Raw genomic sequence first — 17,156 nt, forward strand, 5'->3', positions numbered from 1 at the left:
ATCGGGTTAAGCCAGGATCTTTCCATGCTGGCGCTGGTCGGAAACGCCAGTCTGGCAGTGCAATTCGTGATGGGGCTGTTGCTGGTCGCGTCGTTCATGTCATGGTGGTACATTTTCCTCAAAATGTTCGCCATCCGGCGTGCCAGCCGCATGGCCGAGGCCTTCGAGAAGGAATTCTGGAGCGGTGCCGACCTTCACACCCTGTACAAGCGCGCCGCGCAGGACTGGAAACAGGCGGGCGAGCTGGAGCGTATTTTTGAAGCAGGATTCCGCGAGTTCAGCAAGCTCAAGGGGCAGCCCGGCATGGATATGGGAGCGGTGATGGATGGCGCGCGCCGCGCCATGCGCGCCACCTATCAGCGCGAGATGGACAGGCTGGAATCGAACCTGGCGTTCCTCGCGACTGTCGGCTCGGTGAGCCCTTACGTCGGGTTGTTCGGCACGGTGTGGGGCATCATGAATGCTTTTCGTGGCCTGTCCAATGTGGTGCAGGCCACGCTGGCAAATGTGGCGCCGGGGATTGCCGAGGCGCTGATTGCCACAGCCATGGGGCTGTTTGCCGCAATACCGGCGGTCGTGGCGTACAACCGCTATACCCACGACATTGATCGCCTGGCCAACCGCTTTGAGAGCTTCATGGAGGAGTTCTCCAACATCCTGCAACGCCAGGCACACAGGGCTTGATGCATGAGCAGCCGTCGCCCGCGCAAGCAGATGAACCAGATCAACGTGGTGCCCTACATCGACGTGATGCTGGTGCTGCTGATTATTTTCATGATCACTGCGCCGCTGATCAACCCCGGCCAGGTGGCGTTGCCCAGCGTGGCCAAATCCCAGTCGGTTCCGGTGGAACCGATTGAAGTCACCATCCGTGCCGACGGCAGGCTGCGTCTGCGCGACCGTGCCACAGGCAGCGCAGATAACGCCGTCACGCGCACCGAGCTGGCCGACATCATCAACGAAAAACAGCGTGCCAATCCGGATCAGCCAGTCGTCATCGCCGCCGACAAGAATGTGCGCTATGAAGAAGTGATGAAAGTGATGAGCCTGATGCAGCAAAACCACGTCAGGCGTTTGGGGCTGCTAGCCAAACCCGGAGCCAGCTGATGCGTGAGGATAAGGCCTCTCCCGGGCGCTTGCCGGCGGCCATACTGGCAGTGCTGGTGCACTTGCTGTTTATCGTGTTTTTGATATTCAGCGTGAACTGGAAATCCCATCCGCCGGCGCCGGTGATGGCGGACTTGTGGGAAGCGTTGCCGCCACCTCCAGCGCGGCCAGTGGTCCAGCCTCGGCCGGCCCCAAAACCCAAGCCCGAACCGGTGGTGGAACCACCACCGGCGCAGCCGCGTCCCGACATTGCGCTGAAGGAAAAAAAGCAGAAGGAACGCGAGCAAAAGCAACGTCAGGAGCGCAAGCAGCAGGCGCAGCTTGCGCAGCAAAAGCAGGCTGAGGCGCAGCAGCGCAAGCAGCAGCTGCTGCAACAGCAAGAGGCGGAACAACGCAAACTGGCCGAGCAGGAAAAACAGCAACAAAAACAGCAACAGGACGCAAAACGCAAGCAGGACGAGCTGAAACACAAGCAGGAAGCGCTGCGTAAGCTGAACGAGCAGCAAGCGCGCGATATCATGAACAAGGAATTGGCGAACGAAACCAGCCGGCTGCGTCAGGCCGAACAGGCGAGCAGGCTGGGTGCCGAGCAGGCCAAAATGGAGGCGGCTTACAAGGAACGCATCCGTAGCAAGATCGCCAGCATGTTGAATCTGCCGGAGAACATGGTCGGCAACCCCAAGGCCGTATTCGCCGTGACGGTATTGCCCAGCGGTGAAGTCGCGCAGGTCAAGCTGATCAGCAGCAGTGGCCAGCCCGCTTACGATACGGCGGTGGAACGCGCCATTCTGAAAGCGGTGCCGCTGCCGTTGCCGCCGGACAAAACGGTGGCCGCACGCTTCCATGATCTGGTCCTGCCGATCCAGCCCAAGCAGGAAAATTGAGATGGATGGATATGTTAAAATGGACAACTTATGAAGACCGACTGGATTAATACAAAGCTGACCCGATTCGCCGTTCTGCTGCTGCTGTTTGGCCTGGGCCAAAGCGCGTGGGCAGCGATGACTATCGAGGTGTTCGGCGGCGCGATCAGCCGCATTCCGGTGTCCATTGTGCCGTTCGCCGGGGCGCCGGCGCAGGCGCAGGTCATTAGCGACGTGGTAGGAGGCGACCTGGAGCGTAGCGGCCAGTTCAAGCTGATAGACGCGCGCAGCGTGGTTCCGGCGCCCACTGATGCAGGGGATGTTCAGTTCCCCGCATTTCGTGCACTGGGCAGCGACGCCGCAGTGATCGGCCGCATCACTCCGCTGCCGGATGGGCGGCTGGAAGTGCGTTTTCGGCTGATGGACGTGGTCAAGCAAACCCAGGTCGCCGCGCTCAACTACACCATCGCACCTGCGCAGTTGCGCGCCACCGGCCACAAGATTGCCGACGTGGTGTATGAAAAACTCACCGGCATCCCCGGTTCTTTTTCCACCCACATTGCCTATATCATCAAGCACGGCAAACACTATCAGTTGCTGGTAGCGGATTCCGACGGGCAGGATCCACAAGTCGTGGTGAATTCGGTGCAGCCGTTAATTTCGCCGGCCTGGTCGCCAGACGGCACGCGCATCGCGTATGTCTCGTTTGAGAACAAAAAACCGGTGATTTACGTACAGTCGCTCGCCAGCGGTTCACGCCGCGTGCTGGCCAATTTCAAGGGCAGCAACAGCGCGCCCGCCTGGTCGCCGGATGGTACGCAGCTGGCGGTGGTGCTGTCGCGCGACAACGGTTCGCAAATTTACACCATCAAGGCCGACGGCACAGGTGTGACTCGACTTACCCATGGCGGCAATATTGATACCGAGCCGGCATGGAGTCCGGATGGCAAGTCATTGCTGTTTACCTCCGACCGCGGCGGCAGCCCGCAGATTTACCGCATGTCTGCCAGCGGCGGCGATATCAAGCGCGTCACCTTTGACGGCAACTATAACGTCTCGCCGGCGTGGAGTCCGAACGGCAAAAGTTTTGCTTACATTCGTCGCGATGCCGGACGTTTTCAGGTGGCGCTGCAAGACCTCGGCAGCGGCCAGGTACAGGTGCTGACCGATACCACGCACGATGAATCGCCCAGCTTTGCGCCCAATGGCAGCATGATTGTTTACGCGACCGAGATCAACGGCCGCGGGATACTGGCAACGGTGTCGGTCGATGGCAAAACGCGTACCCGTTTATCCGATCGCGCCGGCGACATGCGCGAACCGGCCTGGGGGCCTTAAGCTGACGAAATTGTCAGCAAGGAACTCGCAATGAAATCCAGCATCCCAAGCCCTGTTGGGCTTGGATGCGGGGGTGGCATTGCCTTTTGTTGTTCGTAATAAAGTGCATGCTGGGAGGTACCCGACGTGCAGGCACAATCTGGGGAGTTGGCCAAAATCGCACTTGAACAACAAGCGAATGCCTGTTCCACAGGAAACTGTGCCATGAACGCAGGATCATCAGAAAATGTTTTAACATGCCTGTGCTTGCCATGGGCATGTTTGGCACTATGATGAATTTGCCCAGGCCGCAATGCAGCCATGCTGGCCTGGGCAATGACTTGTTCGACTGGTTGCACCTGTAATTAACCTAAACTCAAAGGAAATAACATGAACAAAACGATACTGAGTCTGCTGCTGGTGGGCGTGCTTGCCGGCTGTTCGTCGATGCAGGAAAAACCCGCCAATGTGGTGGATATGAACGCGCAAAAAGCACAACAGGATGCAGCGGCAAAAGCAGCAGCAGAAAAGGCTGCCGAGCTGCGTGCGCTGGAACAACGCCGCATCGCCGAGCAGGAAGCCGCCAGGAACAAGCAGGTTGATCCGCTCAAAGACCCTAACAGCCCGCTGGCGCAACGCAGCGTGTATTTCGATTTCGACAGCTCGGTGGTGCAGGAGAGCTACCGTCCAACCCTGCAGGCGCACGCCGGTTACCTGAGCAGCCACAAGGATGCCAAAGTGACGCTGCAGGGCAATACCGATGACCGCGGCAGCCGCGAATACAACCTGGCGCTGGGTCAACGCCGTGCCGACAGCGTGCGCAAGGTGCTGAATGTCATGGGTGTGCCCGAAGCACAGATGGAAGCGATCAGCTTCGGGGAAGAAAAACCCAAAGCCATCGGTGAAAACGAAGCCGCCTGGAAAGAAAACCGCCGCGTCGACATCGTCTATCAAGGCGAGTAACAGCGGATGATGCGCGCGTCATTTCCCCGTCTGCTGCTGGCTGTCTGCCTTGCCGGCGTCTGCCTTCCGGTATGGGCAGATGACGCGGAGGTGGCGCGCCGTCTGGCCGATATGCAATCCCAGATCAGCAGCATGGATGCCCGTATCGGCAGGCTTGAATCTATGCTGCAAAACGGTGCGATGCTCAACCTGTTGTCTGAAGTCGAAGCGCTCAAATCGCAGGTCAAGCGCCTGCGTGGCGACGTGGACGTGCAGTCCAACGACATCAGCATGACGCAAAAACGCCAGAATGACCTGTACATGGACCTGGATACCCGGCTGCGCAACCTGGCGCATCTCGATAGCGCGCCTGCTGCCCCGGCGGCAACCAGCGGCGCATCCGATAAAGCCGCGTCCGCGGTGCCCGCGCAGCCCGCTGCCGGTGGCGACAGCGCACGCGACTACGAAGCCGCGTTAAACCAGTTCAAGGCAGGTAACTATCCGGCCGCGATTACCGCATTCAAGGGTTTTATCAAGACATATCCGGACAGCGCGCTGACACCCAGCGCGCAATACTGGATAGGTAATGCCTATTTCTCCATCAAGGATTACAAGACGGCCATTGCGCAGCAGAAAAAACTGATTGCGTCTCACCCCGATAGCCCTAAAGTGCCGGATGCCATGCTCAATATATCCAGCGCGCAACTGGAGCTGGGTGACCTTGCTGCCGCCCGCAAGACCCTGCAGACGCTGATTGCCAAATACCCGGACAGCAGTGCCTCGGCGCTGGCGCAAAAACGCCTGGAAGCGTTGAAGTAGTATCTTGTTCGACGCCACCCTCCGCATCACCGAGATTTTCTATTCCGTGCAAGGCGAAACCAGCCGTGCTGGCCTGCCTACGGTATTCATCCGGCTTACCGGCTGTCCGCTACGCTGTGGTTATTGCGACACCGCCTACGCTTTTCATGGCGGTACCGGCATGACCATCGCCGCTATCCTGCAGCAGGTGGCGGAGTATGCGCCGCGCTATGTCACCGTCACCGGGGGTGAACCCCTCGCCCAAAAAAATGCACCGCCATTGCTCGCTGCTCTGTGTGATGCCGGCTACGATGTGTCCCTTGAAACCAGCGGTGCGCTGGACATCAGTGGCGTTGATCAGCGGGTTTCCAGAATAGTGGACATCAAAACCCCGGGCTCGGGCGAGGTGGCAAAAAATTATTGGGACAACCTGAATTACCTTGCCCCGCACGACGAAATAAAATTCGTCATCGCGGATGCAGCCGACTACAAGTGGGCGCGCGCCATGCTGCATGAGCATAAGCTGGCGCAGCGTTGTCCGGTATTGTTCTCTCCTGTGCATGGCCAGCTTGGCGCTGGCCAGCTGGCTGACTGGGTTCTGCGTGACCGCCTGCCAGTGCGGGTGCAGGTACAGCTGCACAAGATTTTCTGGGGCGAAGTGGCGGGGCGATGAGCGGGACGCGACGCGCAGTCATATTGCTTTCCGGCGGACTGGATTCCGCAACGGTTCTGGCTATTGCCCGCAGCAGCGGATTTGCCTGTCACGCCTTGAGTTTTGATTACGGCCAGCGCCACCGCGCCGAACTGGATGCGGCGGCGCGGGTGGCTGCCCAGCAGGGTGCGGCGGAGCATCGCGTATTCAATCTCGATCTGGCGGTGTTCGGTGGCTCCGCGCTTACCGATGCGAACATTGCCGTGCCGGAGCAAGCCAGTACAGGCATACCAGTGACCTATGTCCCGGCGCGTAATACCATCATGCTCTCGATTGCACTGGCTTGGGCAGAGGTGCTGGAGAGCCGCGACATTTTCATTGGCGTGAATGCGGTGGATTACTCCGGCTACCCCGATTGTCGGCCAGAATACATCGCAGCTTTTGAGGCGATGGCGAATCTGGCCACCAGGGCTGGCGTTGAAGGCAAGCAACTGCGCATCCACACGCCCCTGATGCAGTTGTCCAAAGCGCAGATTGTTGGCCTGGGAACCGGGCTGGGGGTGGATTACACGGCCACAGTTTCCTGTTATCAGGCCGATGCGACAGGGCGTGCCTGTGGCGTATGCGATGCGTGCCGGTTGCGCCGGCAAGGCTTCGTCGAAGCGGGCGTGGCGGATGCAACGCGGTATGTGGCGAGTCCTGGGTAACTCAGCGTCGTCCCTGGGTTTGATCAGGACAATGGTTGTGAACGGGTAGTCTATTAAACATGCGTCAGGCGCCGGATGGCTGGGCGCAGGACGTTGTTAAATGGCTACAAAATATAAAATTGTACGTGCGGCAGTGCGTTACCGTAACAGGAGTAAGGAAAAATGATTTTTGATACATTTCAGCAGGGACAGTCGATGTTCCTCTGGCTTACCTTCGGCATTGCGTTGATATTGGGCGCAGTCGTCAACAAGACCAACTTTTGCACCATGGGTGCCGTATCGGACTGGGTCAACATGGGCGACACCGGTCGCATGCGCTCGTGGCTGCTGGCCATTGCGGTGGCACTGCTGGGCGTCGTGGTGCTGGAATATTTCGGAAAAGTGAATCCGGATGCGTCCTTCCCTCCGTACCGCGGTGCGCAATTCATCTGGGCAGAAAACCTGCTGGGCGGCTTGATGTTCGGGATCGGGATGACGCTGGCGTCAGGTTGCGGTAACAAGAGCCTGATCCGTATTGGCGGCGGCAACCTTAAATCCATTGTCGTGGTGCTGATCATTGCTGTCATCGCCTACTACATGACCAACCCGTTTCCAGGTTCAGACAAGACGCTGTTCAGCGTGCTGTTTAACGGCTGGCTGCGTCCGCTTGCGATCAATCTGGGCGGTCACCAGGATTTGGGCACCCTCCTGGCTGGCGCGCAAAACGCTGTCATGGCACGCCTGATCATCGGTGCAATACTGGGGCTGGCGCTGCTCGCCTATATTTTCAAATCGGCCGATTTCCGCACTAACCGCGATCTCATTATCGGCGGTCTGGTGGTGGGGCTGGCGGTACTCGGGGCCTGGTATGTGACCAGCAACATCAGTGTCCAGGTGGATGGCTCACGCCACACGCTGCTGGACTATGGCCAGCAATGGGATTTCCTGGCGGACTCGGATGCCGGCAAACCGGCCGACGTCCGCCCGCTCAGCCCGCAATCATTCACCTTTATCAACCCGATGGGGCAGATGTGGGGTTATACAGCTTCCGGATTCAATAAAGGCCTGCTGACCTTTGGCGTCATGGCACTGCTGGGAGTGGTCGCAGGCTCGTTCCTGTGGTCGCTGGTGAGCCGCAGTTTCCGCATCGAGTGGTTTGCTTCCTTCAAGGACTTTGTAACCCATGTTATCGGTGCAGCCTTGATGGGTTTCGGCGGTGTGCTGGCGCTGGGATGCACCATCGGTCAGGGCATTACCGGGGTGTCTACGCTTGCCCTGGGCTCATTTATCGCATTTTTCGCGATTGTGGCGGGCAGCGCGATCACCATGAAAGTGCAATACATGATCATGATGCGCGAAGCCTGAACTACGCAGCGTAGCTGATTCAAACGAGGGCAGGATACTAGGCATCCTGCCCTTTTTCTTGTTCATCCGTCTGCTCCTGCCCATCCGTTGCATCGCTTGAAACCAGTTCACGAATCAACTTGAATAGCGCCCGGCTGCTTTTCGGCGCCTGTGCGGCTGCGGCTTCCCGGCGCGCATTGCGGATCAGGGTACGCAGCTGCTGGGCGTCGGCCTGCGGGCAGGCATCGACAAACTCGGTCAGTACCGCGTCATCGGCCAGCAGGCGTGTGCGCCAGTTTTCCATGCGGTGAAATTCGGCGATCACCTCGGCGCTGTCGCCGCGCCAGGCGTTGAGCTGGTCGGCTATCGGTTGCGCGTCGGTAATGCGCATCAGGCGGCCGATATACTGCATCTGACGGCGCAGGCCGCCATGTGCAGTGATGCGTTTGGCCTGGTTCACCGCGTCGCGCAGGGTTTCCGGCAAGTCCAGCTGATCCAGCTTGCTGGCGGGTAAGGCGACCAGTTCTTCGCCGAGCTTTTGCAGCGCGGTCATCTGGCGTTTGATTTCACTTTTGCTGATGGGTTGTTCGAGATCGTCCATGGTGCGCAGGGGGAGGGTAAATGTTGCTATGATAACGGCTTTTTAGGCATTCTCTCCTGGAGTCTCCGTGACCGACCGATTCAGCCATTCCAGCGACCACCTGCAAACCCTCGTCCACGACATGCTTGCTTACGCCCGCCAGCAGGGCGCCACCGGCTGCGAAGCCGAGGCCTCCGCCGGATTCGGCCAGAGCGTGACGGTGCGCAAAGGCGAAGTGGAAACCATCGAATACAACCGCGACAAGGGCATCGCCGTGTCGGTGTACATCGGCCAGCGCAAGGGCCACGCGTCCACTTCCGATTTTGGCACGGAGGCGCTGCATGCCACGGTGGACAAGGCGCTCACCATCGCGCGCTACACTGCCGAGGACAGCTTTGCCGGGCTGCCGGATGAAGCATTGCTGGCGCGCGACATTCCCGATCTCGACCTCTACCATCCTTGGGCGTACAGCGTGGAGCAGGCGATTGACGCAGCGCGCGAGTGCGAAGCCGCCGCGCTCGCCGTGGACAGCCGTATCAGCAATTCCGAAGGCGCCAGCGTCAATACCCAGGAGTCGCTGTTTGTGTACGGCAACAGCCTGGGCTTTCTGGCGGGCTACCCGACCTCGCGCCACGCCATCAGCTGCGCGGTGATTGCCGGATCGGCAGCAGGGATGCAGCGCGATTACTGGTATACCACTGCGCGCGATGCAGCGGACATGGATGCCGGCACCACCGTGGGCCGCCGTGCCGGCGAGCGCAGCCTGCGTCGGCTGGATGCGCGCCGGGTGAAAACCGGCCAGGTGCCGGTGCTGTTTGAAGCGCCGGTGGCGGCAGGACTGCTCGGGCATTTCGTTTCCGCTGCCAGCGGCGGCAACCTGTACCGCAAGTCGTCGTTTCTGCTCGACAGCCTTGGTCAGCAGGTATTTGCCCCGCTCGTGCAGATTGCCGAGCGCCCGCATATCCCCAAGGGGCTGGCCAGCAGCCCGTTTGATAATGAAGGCGTGGCCACGCAGGATCGTGACCTGGTCAAGGACGGCGTGCTGGGCGGCTATTTCCTCAGCAGTTACAGCGCGCGCAAGCTGGGGATGCCGTCCACCGGCAATGCCGGCGGCAACCATAACCTGATTTTGTCCAGTACCGGCGAAGATTTCGCCGCCCTGCTCAAAAAAATGGATACCGGTCTGCTGGTCACTGAACTGCTTGGCCATGGCATCAATACCGTCACCGGCGACTACTCGCGCGGTGCGGCCGGCTTCTGGGTGGAAAACGGCGTGATTCAGTACCCGGTGGAAGAAATCACCATTGCCGGCAATCTCAAGGACATGTTCCTGCAGATCATCGCCATCGGCAGCGACGTCGAAGCGCGCGGCTCCAAGCAGACCGGTTCGATCCTGATTGAGCGCATGACCGTGGCCGGGGAGTGATTTGGTGAGGGGTTGCCTGCCAACAGGGCGAGTCGTAGTCTGGCTGTGCCTGCTGGGGGCGATCTGACAACAATTCGGGCGCCAACATGCAAGCACTGCTGACCCTGGCGCGCGGCCGGGTGCTGGCTGATCTGCCGGGCTCATTGCCTGCCCCGGTTTGACCGGCGTCAAGCGCAGGCACTTGACGCCGGCATGATCGATGTGCCGCTGCAGCAAGACAACTACGGCGATTATTTCCTGCCGAGGAAATGGTGCAGATTCATTCTGGAAAAGCAGTTAACCATAGGGTTAATTAAATTGCCGTTTCAGGTCATTCATGGAAACCACTATGCAAACTGAAAGTTTCATCCCCGGTAAAGACGCTTCGCTGGAATCCTCCATCCAGTCCATGCAGTCCAGACTGGCGGCGCTGGGCTTCCACATTGAGGAACGCTCCTGGCTCAACCCCATCGTCAGCGTCTGGTCGGTGCACATCCGCGACCGAGATTGCCCGATCCTGTTTACCAACGGCAAGGGCGCATCGCAAAAGGCCGCGCTGGCGAGCGCGCTGGGCGAATTTTTCGAGCGCCTCGGCTGCCATTATTTCTGGACGCATTACTATCTGGGCGAAACCATTGCCCGGCGCGAATATGTGCATTACCCGCAAGAAAAATGGTTTCCATTCAACGCGGATGGCCACTGGCCGGAGGATTTGCTGGATGCCGGGTTGCAGGCGTTTTATAACCCTGAAGCGACGGTGCATGCGCGCGCACTGGTGGAACATAACTCCGGCAATGCCGAACGCGGCATTTGCGCGCTGCCCTACCAGCGCCAGCGCGACGGCGCCACGCTGTGGTTCCCGGTCAACATTATTGGCAACCTGTATGTAAGCAATGGCATGTCGGCGGGTAATTCCCCCGCTGAGGCGCGCGTGCAGGCACTGTCCGAAATCTTCGAGCGCCACGTCAAGTTCCGCATCATCGCCGAGGGCCTGTGCCTGCCCGATGTGCCGGAAGCCGTCATTGCGCGCTATCCCAAAATCGAGGCCGGCATCCGCGACCTGCGCGCCGCTGGGTTCGGCATCCTGGTCAAGGACGCCTCGCTGGGCGGGCAATACCCGGTGATGAACGTCACCCTGCTCAACCCGCGCGACCAGGGCTGCTTTGCCAGCTTCGGCGCACACCCGCGCTTTGAAATCGCGCTGGAGCGTGCGCTCACCGAACTGTTGCAGGGCCGCGCGCTGGATGCGCTGGACGACTTCCCCGAACCCGGTTTCGACCTGGAAGAAATTGCCGATCCGCAAAACCTGGAAATTCACTTCGTCGATTCCAGCGGCATTATCAGCTGGGAATTCCTGCGCGCCACGCCCGATCATGATTTCGCCGACTGGAGCTTCAACGGCACCACCGAGCAGGAATATGCCTGGCTATGCGAACGCATCCACGCGCAAGAGCGCGACATCTATATCGCGGATTTCCCTGATCTGGGCGTGTATGCCTGCCGCATCATCGTCCCCGGCATGTCCGAAATCTATCCCGCCGACGACCTGGAATGGAACAACAACAGCGTCGGTAACCTGCTGCGCCACGCCATCCTGAACCTGGCGCAACTCGATGAGGTGGCGTGCAGCGAGCTGTTGGACCAGCTCGACGAACTCGCCCTCGACGACCAGCGTCCCGTCGCCGCACTGATCGGCCTCGTCGCCGACGCCGGTACGCTGTGGAAAGACCTGCGCCTGGGCGAACTCAAGACCCTGCTGGCGCTGGCGATCGGCGACAGCGAAGCGATCCGCGCAGGCTGTCACTGGGTGCGTCACTTCGAACAGCTCGACCCCGCTCGGCGCCGTGTCTACCGTTGCATCGAAGCCCTGCTATCCATGGACGACGCCGTATTCTACAGCGACAGTCTGCAAACGCTTTACGGCGCAGATACCCTGCAGCAAGCCCAGGCCATGTTGCGCGGTGAACAGCGCTTCTTTGACCTGCAGGCCCCCGGCGCGGAATTGGCGGGGTGCGATATGCATCAACGGCTGCTGGCCGCATACAGAAAATTGAATCGGGCTTGATTCAAGGGGATTTAAAAAAATGGGGTCAGACTCGATTAACTCTCCCGGCTTCGCGGCCTTCCTTTCGGTAGGGGGGCCACGCGCCGGGTTGCCGCCGCAGCGACACGCTCCTTGAAACGGTCAGAACCCAATACCCACGCTTTGTTCGTCGCTTCGCGAATCTCTTCAAGTGTGCCTTGACTCAGGCGCGCCTTGAACAGCCCCCGATAGGCGGACTGGCGTTCCGAGTCTGTCTTCCCCAAGTCACGATACAGCGCATGATCGGTCACAAGCTTATCAGGCTTCCCTTCCGCATGACAGGCGTAACTCGACCACGGGTATTCTCTCGGATGAGTCACCATATTGGCGCGCACTGGATTAAGCTCGATATACCGATAACAGGTCAGCAGATAGGCTTCGCTATCGATCAAAGTCGCCCTGAAGCGGCCTTCCCACAGAGTGCCCGTGCGCTTCTGCGCATAGTTGAAATACTGTACGTAACGCCGTCCCACCGACTGCAAGGTTTTGCCGATGCTGTTCTCCTGCTCGGGTGTCATTAACAGGTGAACGTGGTTGGTCATGAGTACGTAGGCGTGGATGGCGCAACCGTTACGCATTGCGGCCTCCTCCAGACACGCCAGGAAAAAGCGGTAGTCGTCGGCTGCAACGAAAACGATATCCCGATTATTGCCACGCACAATGACGTGCTGGGGTTGGCCGGGGAGGTTATAGCGAGGCAGGCGGGCCATGGTTTATGTCAGAGCTTGACAAGGTTAACGCATGATAGTTCAGGTCAGATAATATGTCGAGTCTGACCCTATTTACTTTGACCCTATTTACTCTAGAGTCTGACCCTATTTACTTCCATCGCTTTGACGGCCGCGTCGTCTGCGCGCAGATGCAGGCAGACTGAGGCTGGCAAGGGACGTGGCAAGGAGAAGTTAACGCAAGCAGTTTGCTTGATCTCATCAGGTATTTTCCACTCGGTTTATATGGAAACCACTTCATCGGCTTGGCTCAAGAGGGCACTCAGGGTCTTCATGGAGCTTTTGATAACACCCGCGGGGAGATTGCTTTCGTTCCAGCCGAGTTTGCGCAGAGAGGCACCGCAGACCTGCACCGCCATGCCCGCTTCCAGCAGTTCAATGAAGAGTTGGCGGGCCGGGTTGTCGTCGGCACCCGCCGGATGGATCAGGTGGAGTCCTTCTTCCACCAGGAACATCGTGACATCCTTGCCGTCCGCCAGCATGGCGCCTGCTAGGCGCACGGCCGTGTGGGCGCGGAAATTCTCAGCCTCTGGACTTGCATGTAGAAGGATTAGTGCAATGGTCATGGTAACCTCAAAGTTAACTGGATATGGAATTGGTTTCCTGCACGGCCGAGGCAATCCATAGACCGGATAGGGCCACGAGAATGGCGGTGAGCCAGATCGTGGGCAAGACTTCATTGCGCCATTGCGCCACCAAACCGAGCATCACACCTCCAATGGCATAGCCCGTATCCCGCCAGTAACGGTAGGTACCGAGAATCTGCCCCCGTTCCAAGGGCGGTGCGACATCGGACATGGCGGCAATGAGGTTGGGATAGAGGAGGGCCATCCCCAGCCCCATGACGGTGGCGGTGGCGATCCATGCCCAAAAAAAAGTGACTAGTGCCGTTCCCATCAAGCCCACTGCCAGTAAGGCAAAACCCAGGACCAATGGCGTTTTGCGACCGATCCTGTCGCCCAGATGACCGGTCCATAGCTGGAACAACCCCCAGACCATGGCATAGACCCCGGTAATCCAGCCGATGCGGACTACTCCCAATCCATGCAACCGGAAAAAAATTGGGAAAAGCACCCAGACCAGCGTATCGGCGATCTTGTTGGCCACGCCCCCCTGGCACAAAGCCCGATAGGTTACATCCTGGAAGGACACGCGCACGAAGGTTGCCCATAACCCCGCTTTTTGTGCGGGCTGGGACGCTCCAGGCGACTGCCGGTTTTGGGCATGTTCCGCATGGACCCAGGCGAGGGTGTCCTCCATCCACAAGAGCAGAACCAGCGCTGCCAGGATGACCAGAAGGCCGAAACCCAGCAGGGTCCAGCGTGGCCCATAGAGGACCGCGAGATAACCGGTGACGAGCCCTGCCAGACCTACGGCGACATAGCCCATGGCTTCGTTGATCCCAACGGCAAGTCCCCGCTGATGGCGGTCCGCGAGATCGATCTGGCTGGTGACCGTCATGGTCCAGGTGAAGGCCTGATTGATGCCCAGAAAGATATTGGCGGCCACGATCCACCACCAGTTAGGCGCGAAGAAGATCAAGAGGGGTATGGGAATACCAGCCAGCCAACCATACAGCATCACGCGCTTGCGGCCGATGCGGTCCGACAGGCCGCCGGCCACAAAATTGAGCACCCCCTTGACCAGGCCAAAAGCAATGACGAAGGAGGCCAGGAAGAAAAACGCGCCCCGGGCCACGCCGAAGTTCTGGCTCATGGCCGGCAGCACATTGCGCTCCATGCCGATGACAAGACCCACGAAGAAGACCTGCGTGGTCAGCATCAAAAACTGGCCGAGATTAACACCGATACCTCTTTGGTGTGTCTTTGCCACCCGTGTCGCACTATTCATTAGAATGCCTCTTTGCGAATCGGGACGACCTCGGCCATTTCCTCACGATGCTGAGTGGTGAGGTTCATCTGCTCGAGGATGAGCTGACGCAGGATTTCGCAGGTTTCCAACACCTTGGGGCTGGTCAGGCGGTAATGGCAGAAGGTGCCGCATTTGTCGCAGTGCACCAGGCCGCGCGCCTTGAGAATATTGAGATGCTGGGAAAGATTCGCCTTGGATAGGCCAGTCAGTTCCACCAACTGTCCGGCGGTATGCTCACCCCGACCCAGAGTATGAATGATCTCCAGACGTTTGGGGTGCGCGAGCGCGGCGAAGACCTCGGCAAAGAGGGCGAAACGGACGGTCTCCGAAGTCATGCCGCCATCCCCAGATTGGCCGCCATGATGCGTTCCATCTCCGCCGGCCGATCGGGGATGGTGGCCACGAGTTGAGCGATGAAGCTCTCCCGGTCCATACTCAGATAGGGATCCCAGCGCTTTTCAAAGCCGAGCGTGGAGGAGGGTTTTCCTGACAGTCCCGCACCGCAGACGCTCCCGGCGGAGTGACCCGGAAAAATCTCCAGATCATCGGGAAAGTTCAGCAGGTTGCCATGAATACTGTCGTAGATTCGCCCGGCCAAGACCTCGGGGGCGCCCCCCAGGTCGGGTCGCCCGACGCTGCCGACTAAGAGGGTATCGCCGGTGAGGACGAACCATGGTTCCTGGCTGCGACGCAGATCGGTCACCAGGAGACAGATGCTGTCTGGGGTATGACCGGGCGTGTGCAAGACTCGAGTCGTCACATTGCCCGTATCCAGCACCTCGCCGTCCTGGAGTCCTCGGATGGGAAACTGCACCTGGCCCTGATCACTTTCATGCAGGCAATAGGATGCGCCGACTCGTTCCGCCAGGACGCGTCCGCCCGAGAGGTGATCTGCATGGATATGCGTGTCGATAACGAAGCTGATGCGGACCGCTGCCTTCTCTGCCTCGGCCACAAACCACGCCTCGTCGCCAGCGACGACGTCCACGGCAATAGCGAGTCCCTTGCCGCCGCAGCCATAAAAATACGAGAGTGTCCCATCTGCGCTGCTACGTTGTTTGAAAAACATCGTCTCATCCTTTAAAGTTAAATAGTTAATAAACATCTAAACTGATTGGCGCCATTGTGCGGCGTTTTGTCAACCGAAGTCAATCCCCCAAATTCCGCGATTGAAATATCACGATCCTGTTGCAGGGGTTTGGAGGGGCCGAGGCGGAAAATGGGATACCAGAGCAGGGTGTGTTCGGCCGATTCGACGCGGTTGCTGGCGATCACGTGCTACTTCGGCGCACGGTCGAACAGTCCGGAATGCCATCGATGTCCCGTTCATGCGGGGGCCATTCAACCCCTATGCGAATTCAATCGCGGAACTCGGATATTACGCTGCCTTTGACATTATCAGCGCAACACACAGCGCGTAACCAAGCTGTCCGCGTTTGCAGATTACTTGCGCGAACGCCAGGCGCCACGCTGACCGCTGCGCTGCTAGTGTAGTGCTTCGTTCTTCTTGGAGCCAATGCGGCGATTGGCACGAATGACTTTCTGCAGGATGTCATTGGTTATAGCGAGGCAGGCGGGCCATGGTTTGTGTCAGAGCTTGTCAAGGTTAACGCATGATAGTTCAGGTCAGATAATATGTCGAGTCTGACCCTATTTTTCTGCTATTTATATGTCGAGTCTGACCCTATTTTTCCCTAGAGGTGGTCTTTTTTCGCCCCTACCGAAGCCGCGATCGCCATCGATGCCGACACCCCGCAAACCGATCCGCCTACACCTAACACGGCGGCCAGCTTACGATCCAGGCCGAACACCCGGGTGCCGAGGAAATAAATCGTCGTGCAAGTGACCAAGGAGATAATGGTCGCCTGGGCGATGGCTACTGGCCCGGCCGTGAGCACCAGCGTAATGGGAAAGGTCGCCCCTAGCAGCACAATGCCGAGTTTGATGAAGTATTCCACCCGGAAGGCGGCATCCATCCACCGCGGCAACTTTACGAAGTTGGCGATGACCAGGCCAACCACCAATGCGACCAATGGCGGTTCCAGGTTAAACTGGGCCGCATTTGCCCATCCGGCGATCGCGAACATGATGATCGCCATGATGTAGAGGAAGACGAACGATGGCACAAATTGAGAAAGCTTGATCCCCATGATATGGGTGGTGACGCCGAAGACCACGAGCCAAGTGACGAACTGGAGGGAATACATCCCGGCATGTTGCGAGAAGTGATCGGTCAATTGTCCGAATGACGTCCATTTAAGACCACCAGGATTGATGGCCAGCGATTTGAGAAATGTGCTGCCGTTGGCGAACAGGAGGACGGCGATGACCATGATGCCGATGCCGATCCAGATTGCCCACCAATCCTCCTTCAGATACAGATCCCCCCAACCTGGCCTGCGTACCTTGGCCACTTCGCTGCTTTCGTTCCACGAATCCTGCGTTGTCATGTTGGCTTCCTCCATGTTGTCGGTTTATTGACTGTGGTACTGTCAAGGCTGTTCAATGGTTTCGGGACTCTAAGCCTTAGAGTAACTACGACCATCAACCAATACTTGAGCCCCTCGAACCCTTAATAAATTAAATCCTCTTGGAGGACAGAAAGATTCAAGGTGCGCTCAACGCATGAAGTGCTTAAACTTGGCCATCCATGCGCTGTTTTTGTGCTTGTATACTCCGCAACAGCCTGTCCTACAAAAGCAACTCCCGGCGTAGTCGCCCGGTATTGTCAGTGATCTCTTTGGCGTTACAGATCGTTCGACAAAACCAGTATCTCTTC

20 protein-coding genes are annotated in these 17,156 nt (G+C 58.7%); 11 read left to right on the forward strand and 9 right to left on the reverse strand.

Going from position 1 to position 17,156, the window contains the following annotated elements:
- From tolQ to tolB, 4 genes are read left to right on the forward strand one after another with little or no spacing between them, the layout of a single operon-like run.
- The gene (gene tolQ / locus GZH91_RS03875; protein ID WP_147074546.1) at positions 1–684 is read left to right on the forward strand and encodes a protein TolQ; all 684 of its coding nucleotides are present in this window, start codon (positions 1–3) and stop codon (positions 682–684) included.
- 3 nt (positions 685–687) lie between these two features.
- Positions 688–1,107 (forward strand): protein TolR, encoded by a 420-nt coding sequence (gene tolR, locus GZH91_RS03880; RefSeq protein ID WP_147074534.1) that lies wholly within the window; start codon positions 688–690, stop codon positions 1,105–1,107.
- Positions 1,107–1,991 carry a cell envelope integrity protein TolA gene (locus GZH91_RS03885; protein ID WP_147074533.1) on the forward strand — a complete coding sequence of 295 codons (885 nt, stop codon included), beginning with the start codon at positions 1,107–1,109 and terminating at the stop codon, positions 1,989–1,991. Before tolR ends, GZH91_RS03885 begins: the two co-directional genes overlap by 1 nt.
- 30 nt (positions 1,992–2,021) lie before the next feature.
- A complete protein-coding gene (gene tolB / locus GZH91_RS03890) occupies positions 2,022–3,308 on the forward strand; it encodes a Tol-Pal system beta propeller repeat protein TolB (RefSeq protein WP_147074532.1) in 1,287 nt (428 codons plus the stop codon).
- On the opposite strand, the gene GZH91_RS03895 is transcribed toward tolB, so the two are convergent.
- Positions 3,305–3,646, reverse strand: a complete 342-nt coding sequence (locus GZH91_RS03895; protein WP_147074531.1) for a hypothetical protein — start codon at positions 3,644–3,646, stop codon at positions 3,305–3,307. The genes tolB and GZH91_RS03895 overlap by 4 nt on opposite strands.
- A 31-nt stretch (positions 3,647–3,677) precedes the next feature.
- Here GZH91_RS03895 and pal point away from each other — a divergent pair, with 31 nt between their 5' ends.
- The 5 genes from pal (at position 3,678) to GZH91_RS03920 (ending at position 7,730) form a co-directional block, all read left to right on the forward strand.
- On the forward strand, positions 3,678–4,250 hold the full coding sequence (pal, locus tag GZH91_RS03900) for a peptidoglycan-associated lipoprotein Pal (protein ID WP_147074530.1): 573 nt from the start codon (positions 3,678–3,680) through the stop codon (positions 4,248–4,250).
- A 6-nt stretch (positions 4,251–4,256) separates the two neighbouring features.
- On the forward strand, positions 4,257–5,048 hold the full coding sequence (gene ybgF, locus GZH91_RS03905) for a tol-pal system protein YbgF (protein ID WP_223264613.1): 792 nt from the start codon (positions 4,257–4,259) through the stop codon (positions 5,046–5,048).
- 1 nt (position 5,049) lies between these two features.
- Positions 5,050–5,700, forward strand: a complete 651-nt coding sequence (queE, locus tag GZH91_RS03910; protein WP_198415453.1) for a 7-carboxy-7-deazaguanine synthase QueE — start codon at positions 5,050–5,052, stop codon at positions 5,698–5,700.
- A complete protein-coding gene (gene queC, locus GZH91_RS03915) occupies positions 5,697–6,386 on the forward strand; it encodes a 7-cyano-7-deazaguanine synthase QueC (protein ID WP_147074528.1) in 690 nt (229 codons plus the stop codon). The genes queE and queC overlap by 4 nt, the downstream gene beginning before the upstream one ends.
- A 162-nt stretch (positions 6,387–6,548) precedes the next feature.
- The gene (locus GZH91_RS03920; protein WP_147074527.1) at positions 6,549–7,730 is read left to right on the forward strand and encodes a YeeE/YedE family protein; all 1,182 of its coding nucleotides are present in this window, start codon (positions 6,549–6,551) and stop codon (positions 7,728–7,730) included.
- A 37-nt stretch (positions 7,731–7,767) separates the two neighbouring features.
- Here GZH91_RS03920 and yjgA read toward each other — a convergent pair whose 3' ends face one another.
- Positions 7,768–8,310 carry a ribosome biogenesis factor YjgA gene (yjgA, locus tag GZH91_RS03925; RefSeq protein ID WP_147074526.1) on the reverse strand — a complete coding sequence of 181 codons (543 nt, stop codon included), beginning with the start codon at positions 8,308–8,310 and terminating at the stop codon, positions 7,768–7,770.
- Between the two features lie 67 nt (positions 8,311–8,377).
- On the opposite strand from yjgA, the gene pmbA reads away from it, so the two are divergent.
- Both pmbA and ycaO read left to right on the forward strand, forming a co-directional pair.
- Positions 8,378–9,715, forward strand: coding sequence for a metalloprotease PmbA (gene pmbA, locus GZH91_RS03930; protein WP_147074525.1), 1,338 nt, complete (start codon positions 8,378–8,380; stop codon positions 9,713–9,715).
- A gap of 328 nt (positions 9,716–10,043) precedes the next feature.
- The gene (ycaO, locus tag GZH91_RS03935) at positions 10,044–11,759 is read left to right on the forward strand and encodes a 30S ribosomal protein S12 methylthiotransferase accessory factor YcaO (RefSeq protein ID WP_147074524.1); all 1,716 of its coding nucleotides are present in this window, start codon (positions 10,044–10,046) and stop codon (positions 11,757–11,759) included.
- Positions 11,760–11,794: 35 nt separating this feature from the next.
- Here the strand turns inward: ycaO and GZH91_RS03940 are convergent, their stop codons facing one another.
- The 7 genes from GZH91_RS03940 to GZH91_RS03970 all read right to left on the reverse strand — a co-directional run bounded on the left by GZH91_RS03940 (position 11,795) and on the right by GZH91_RS03970 (position 16,827).
- A complete protein-coding gene (locus GZH91_RS03940) occupies positions 11,795–12,487 on the reverse strand; it encodes a transposase (RefSeq protein ID WP_147074523.1) in 693 nt (230 codons plus the stop codon).
- 239 nt (positions 12,488–12,726) lie between these two features.
- Positions 12,727–13,071 (reverse strand): DsrE family protein, encoded by a 345-nt coding sequence (locus GZH91_RS03945; protein WP_147074522.1) that lies wholly within the window; start codon positions 13,069–13,071, stop codon positions 12,727–12,729.
- A gap of 13 nt (positions 13,072–13,084) precedes the next feature.
- Positions 13,085–14,356 carry an MFS transporter gene (locus GZH91_RS03950; protein WP_147074521.1) on the reverse strand — a complete coding sequence of 424 codons (1,272 nt, stop codon included), beginning with the start codon at positions 14,354–14,356 and terminating at the stop codon, positions 13,085–13,087.
- Complete coding sequence (locus GZH91_RS03955) at positions 14,356–14,712, reverse strand: ArsR/SmtB family transcription factor (RefSeq protein ID WP_147074520.1); 357 nt, start codon at positions 14,710–14,712, stop codon at positions 14,356–14,358. Before GZH91_RS03955 ends, GZH91_RS03950 begins: the two co-directional genes overlap by 1 nt.
- Positions 14,709–15,482, reverse strand: a complete 774-nt coding sequence (locus GZH91_RS03960) for an MBL fold metallo-hydrolase (RefSeq protein WP_223264611.1) — start codon at positions 15,480–15,482, stop codon at positions 14,709–14,711. Before GZH91_RS03960 ends, GZH91_RS03955 begins: the two co-directional genes overlap by 4 nt.
- The gene (locus GZH91_RS03965; protein ID WP_147074519.1) at positions 15,464–15,652 is read right to left on the reverse strand and encodes a hypothetical protein; all 189 of its coding nucleotides are present in this window, start codon (positions 15,650–15,652) and stop codon (positions 15,464–15,466) included. The genes GZH91_RS03960 and GZH91_RS03965 overlap by 19 nt, the downstream gene beginning before the upstream one ends.
- Before the next feature lie 419 nt (positions 15,653–16,071).
- Entirely contained in the window at positions 16,072–16,827 is a 756-nt protein-coding gene (locus tag GZH91_RS03970) for a putative sulfate exporter family transporter (protein ID WP_147074543.1), read from the reverse strand.
- Positions 16,828–17,156: the final 329 nt, after the last annotated feature.

This window comes from Sulfuriferula plumbiphila, assembly GCF_009938015.1.
Taxonomy (GTDB): Bacteria; Pseudomonadota; Gammaproteobacteria; order Burkholderiales; family Sulfuriferulaceae; genus Sulfuriferula; species Sulfuriferula plumbiphila.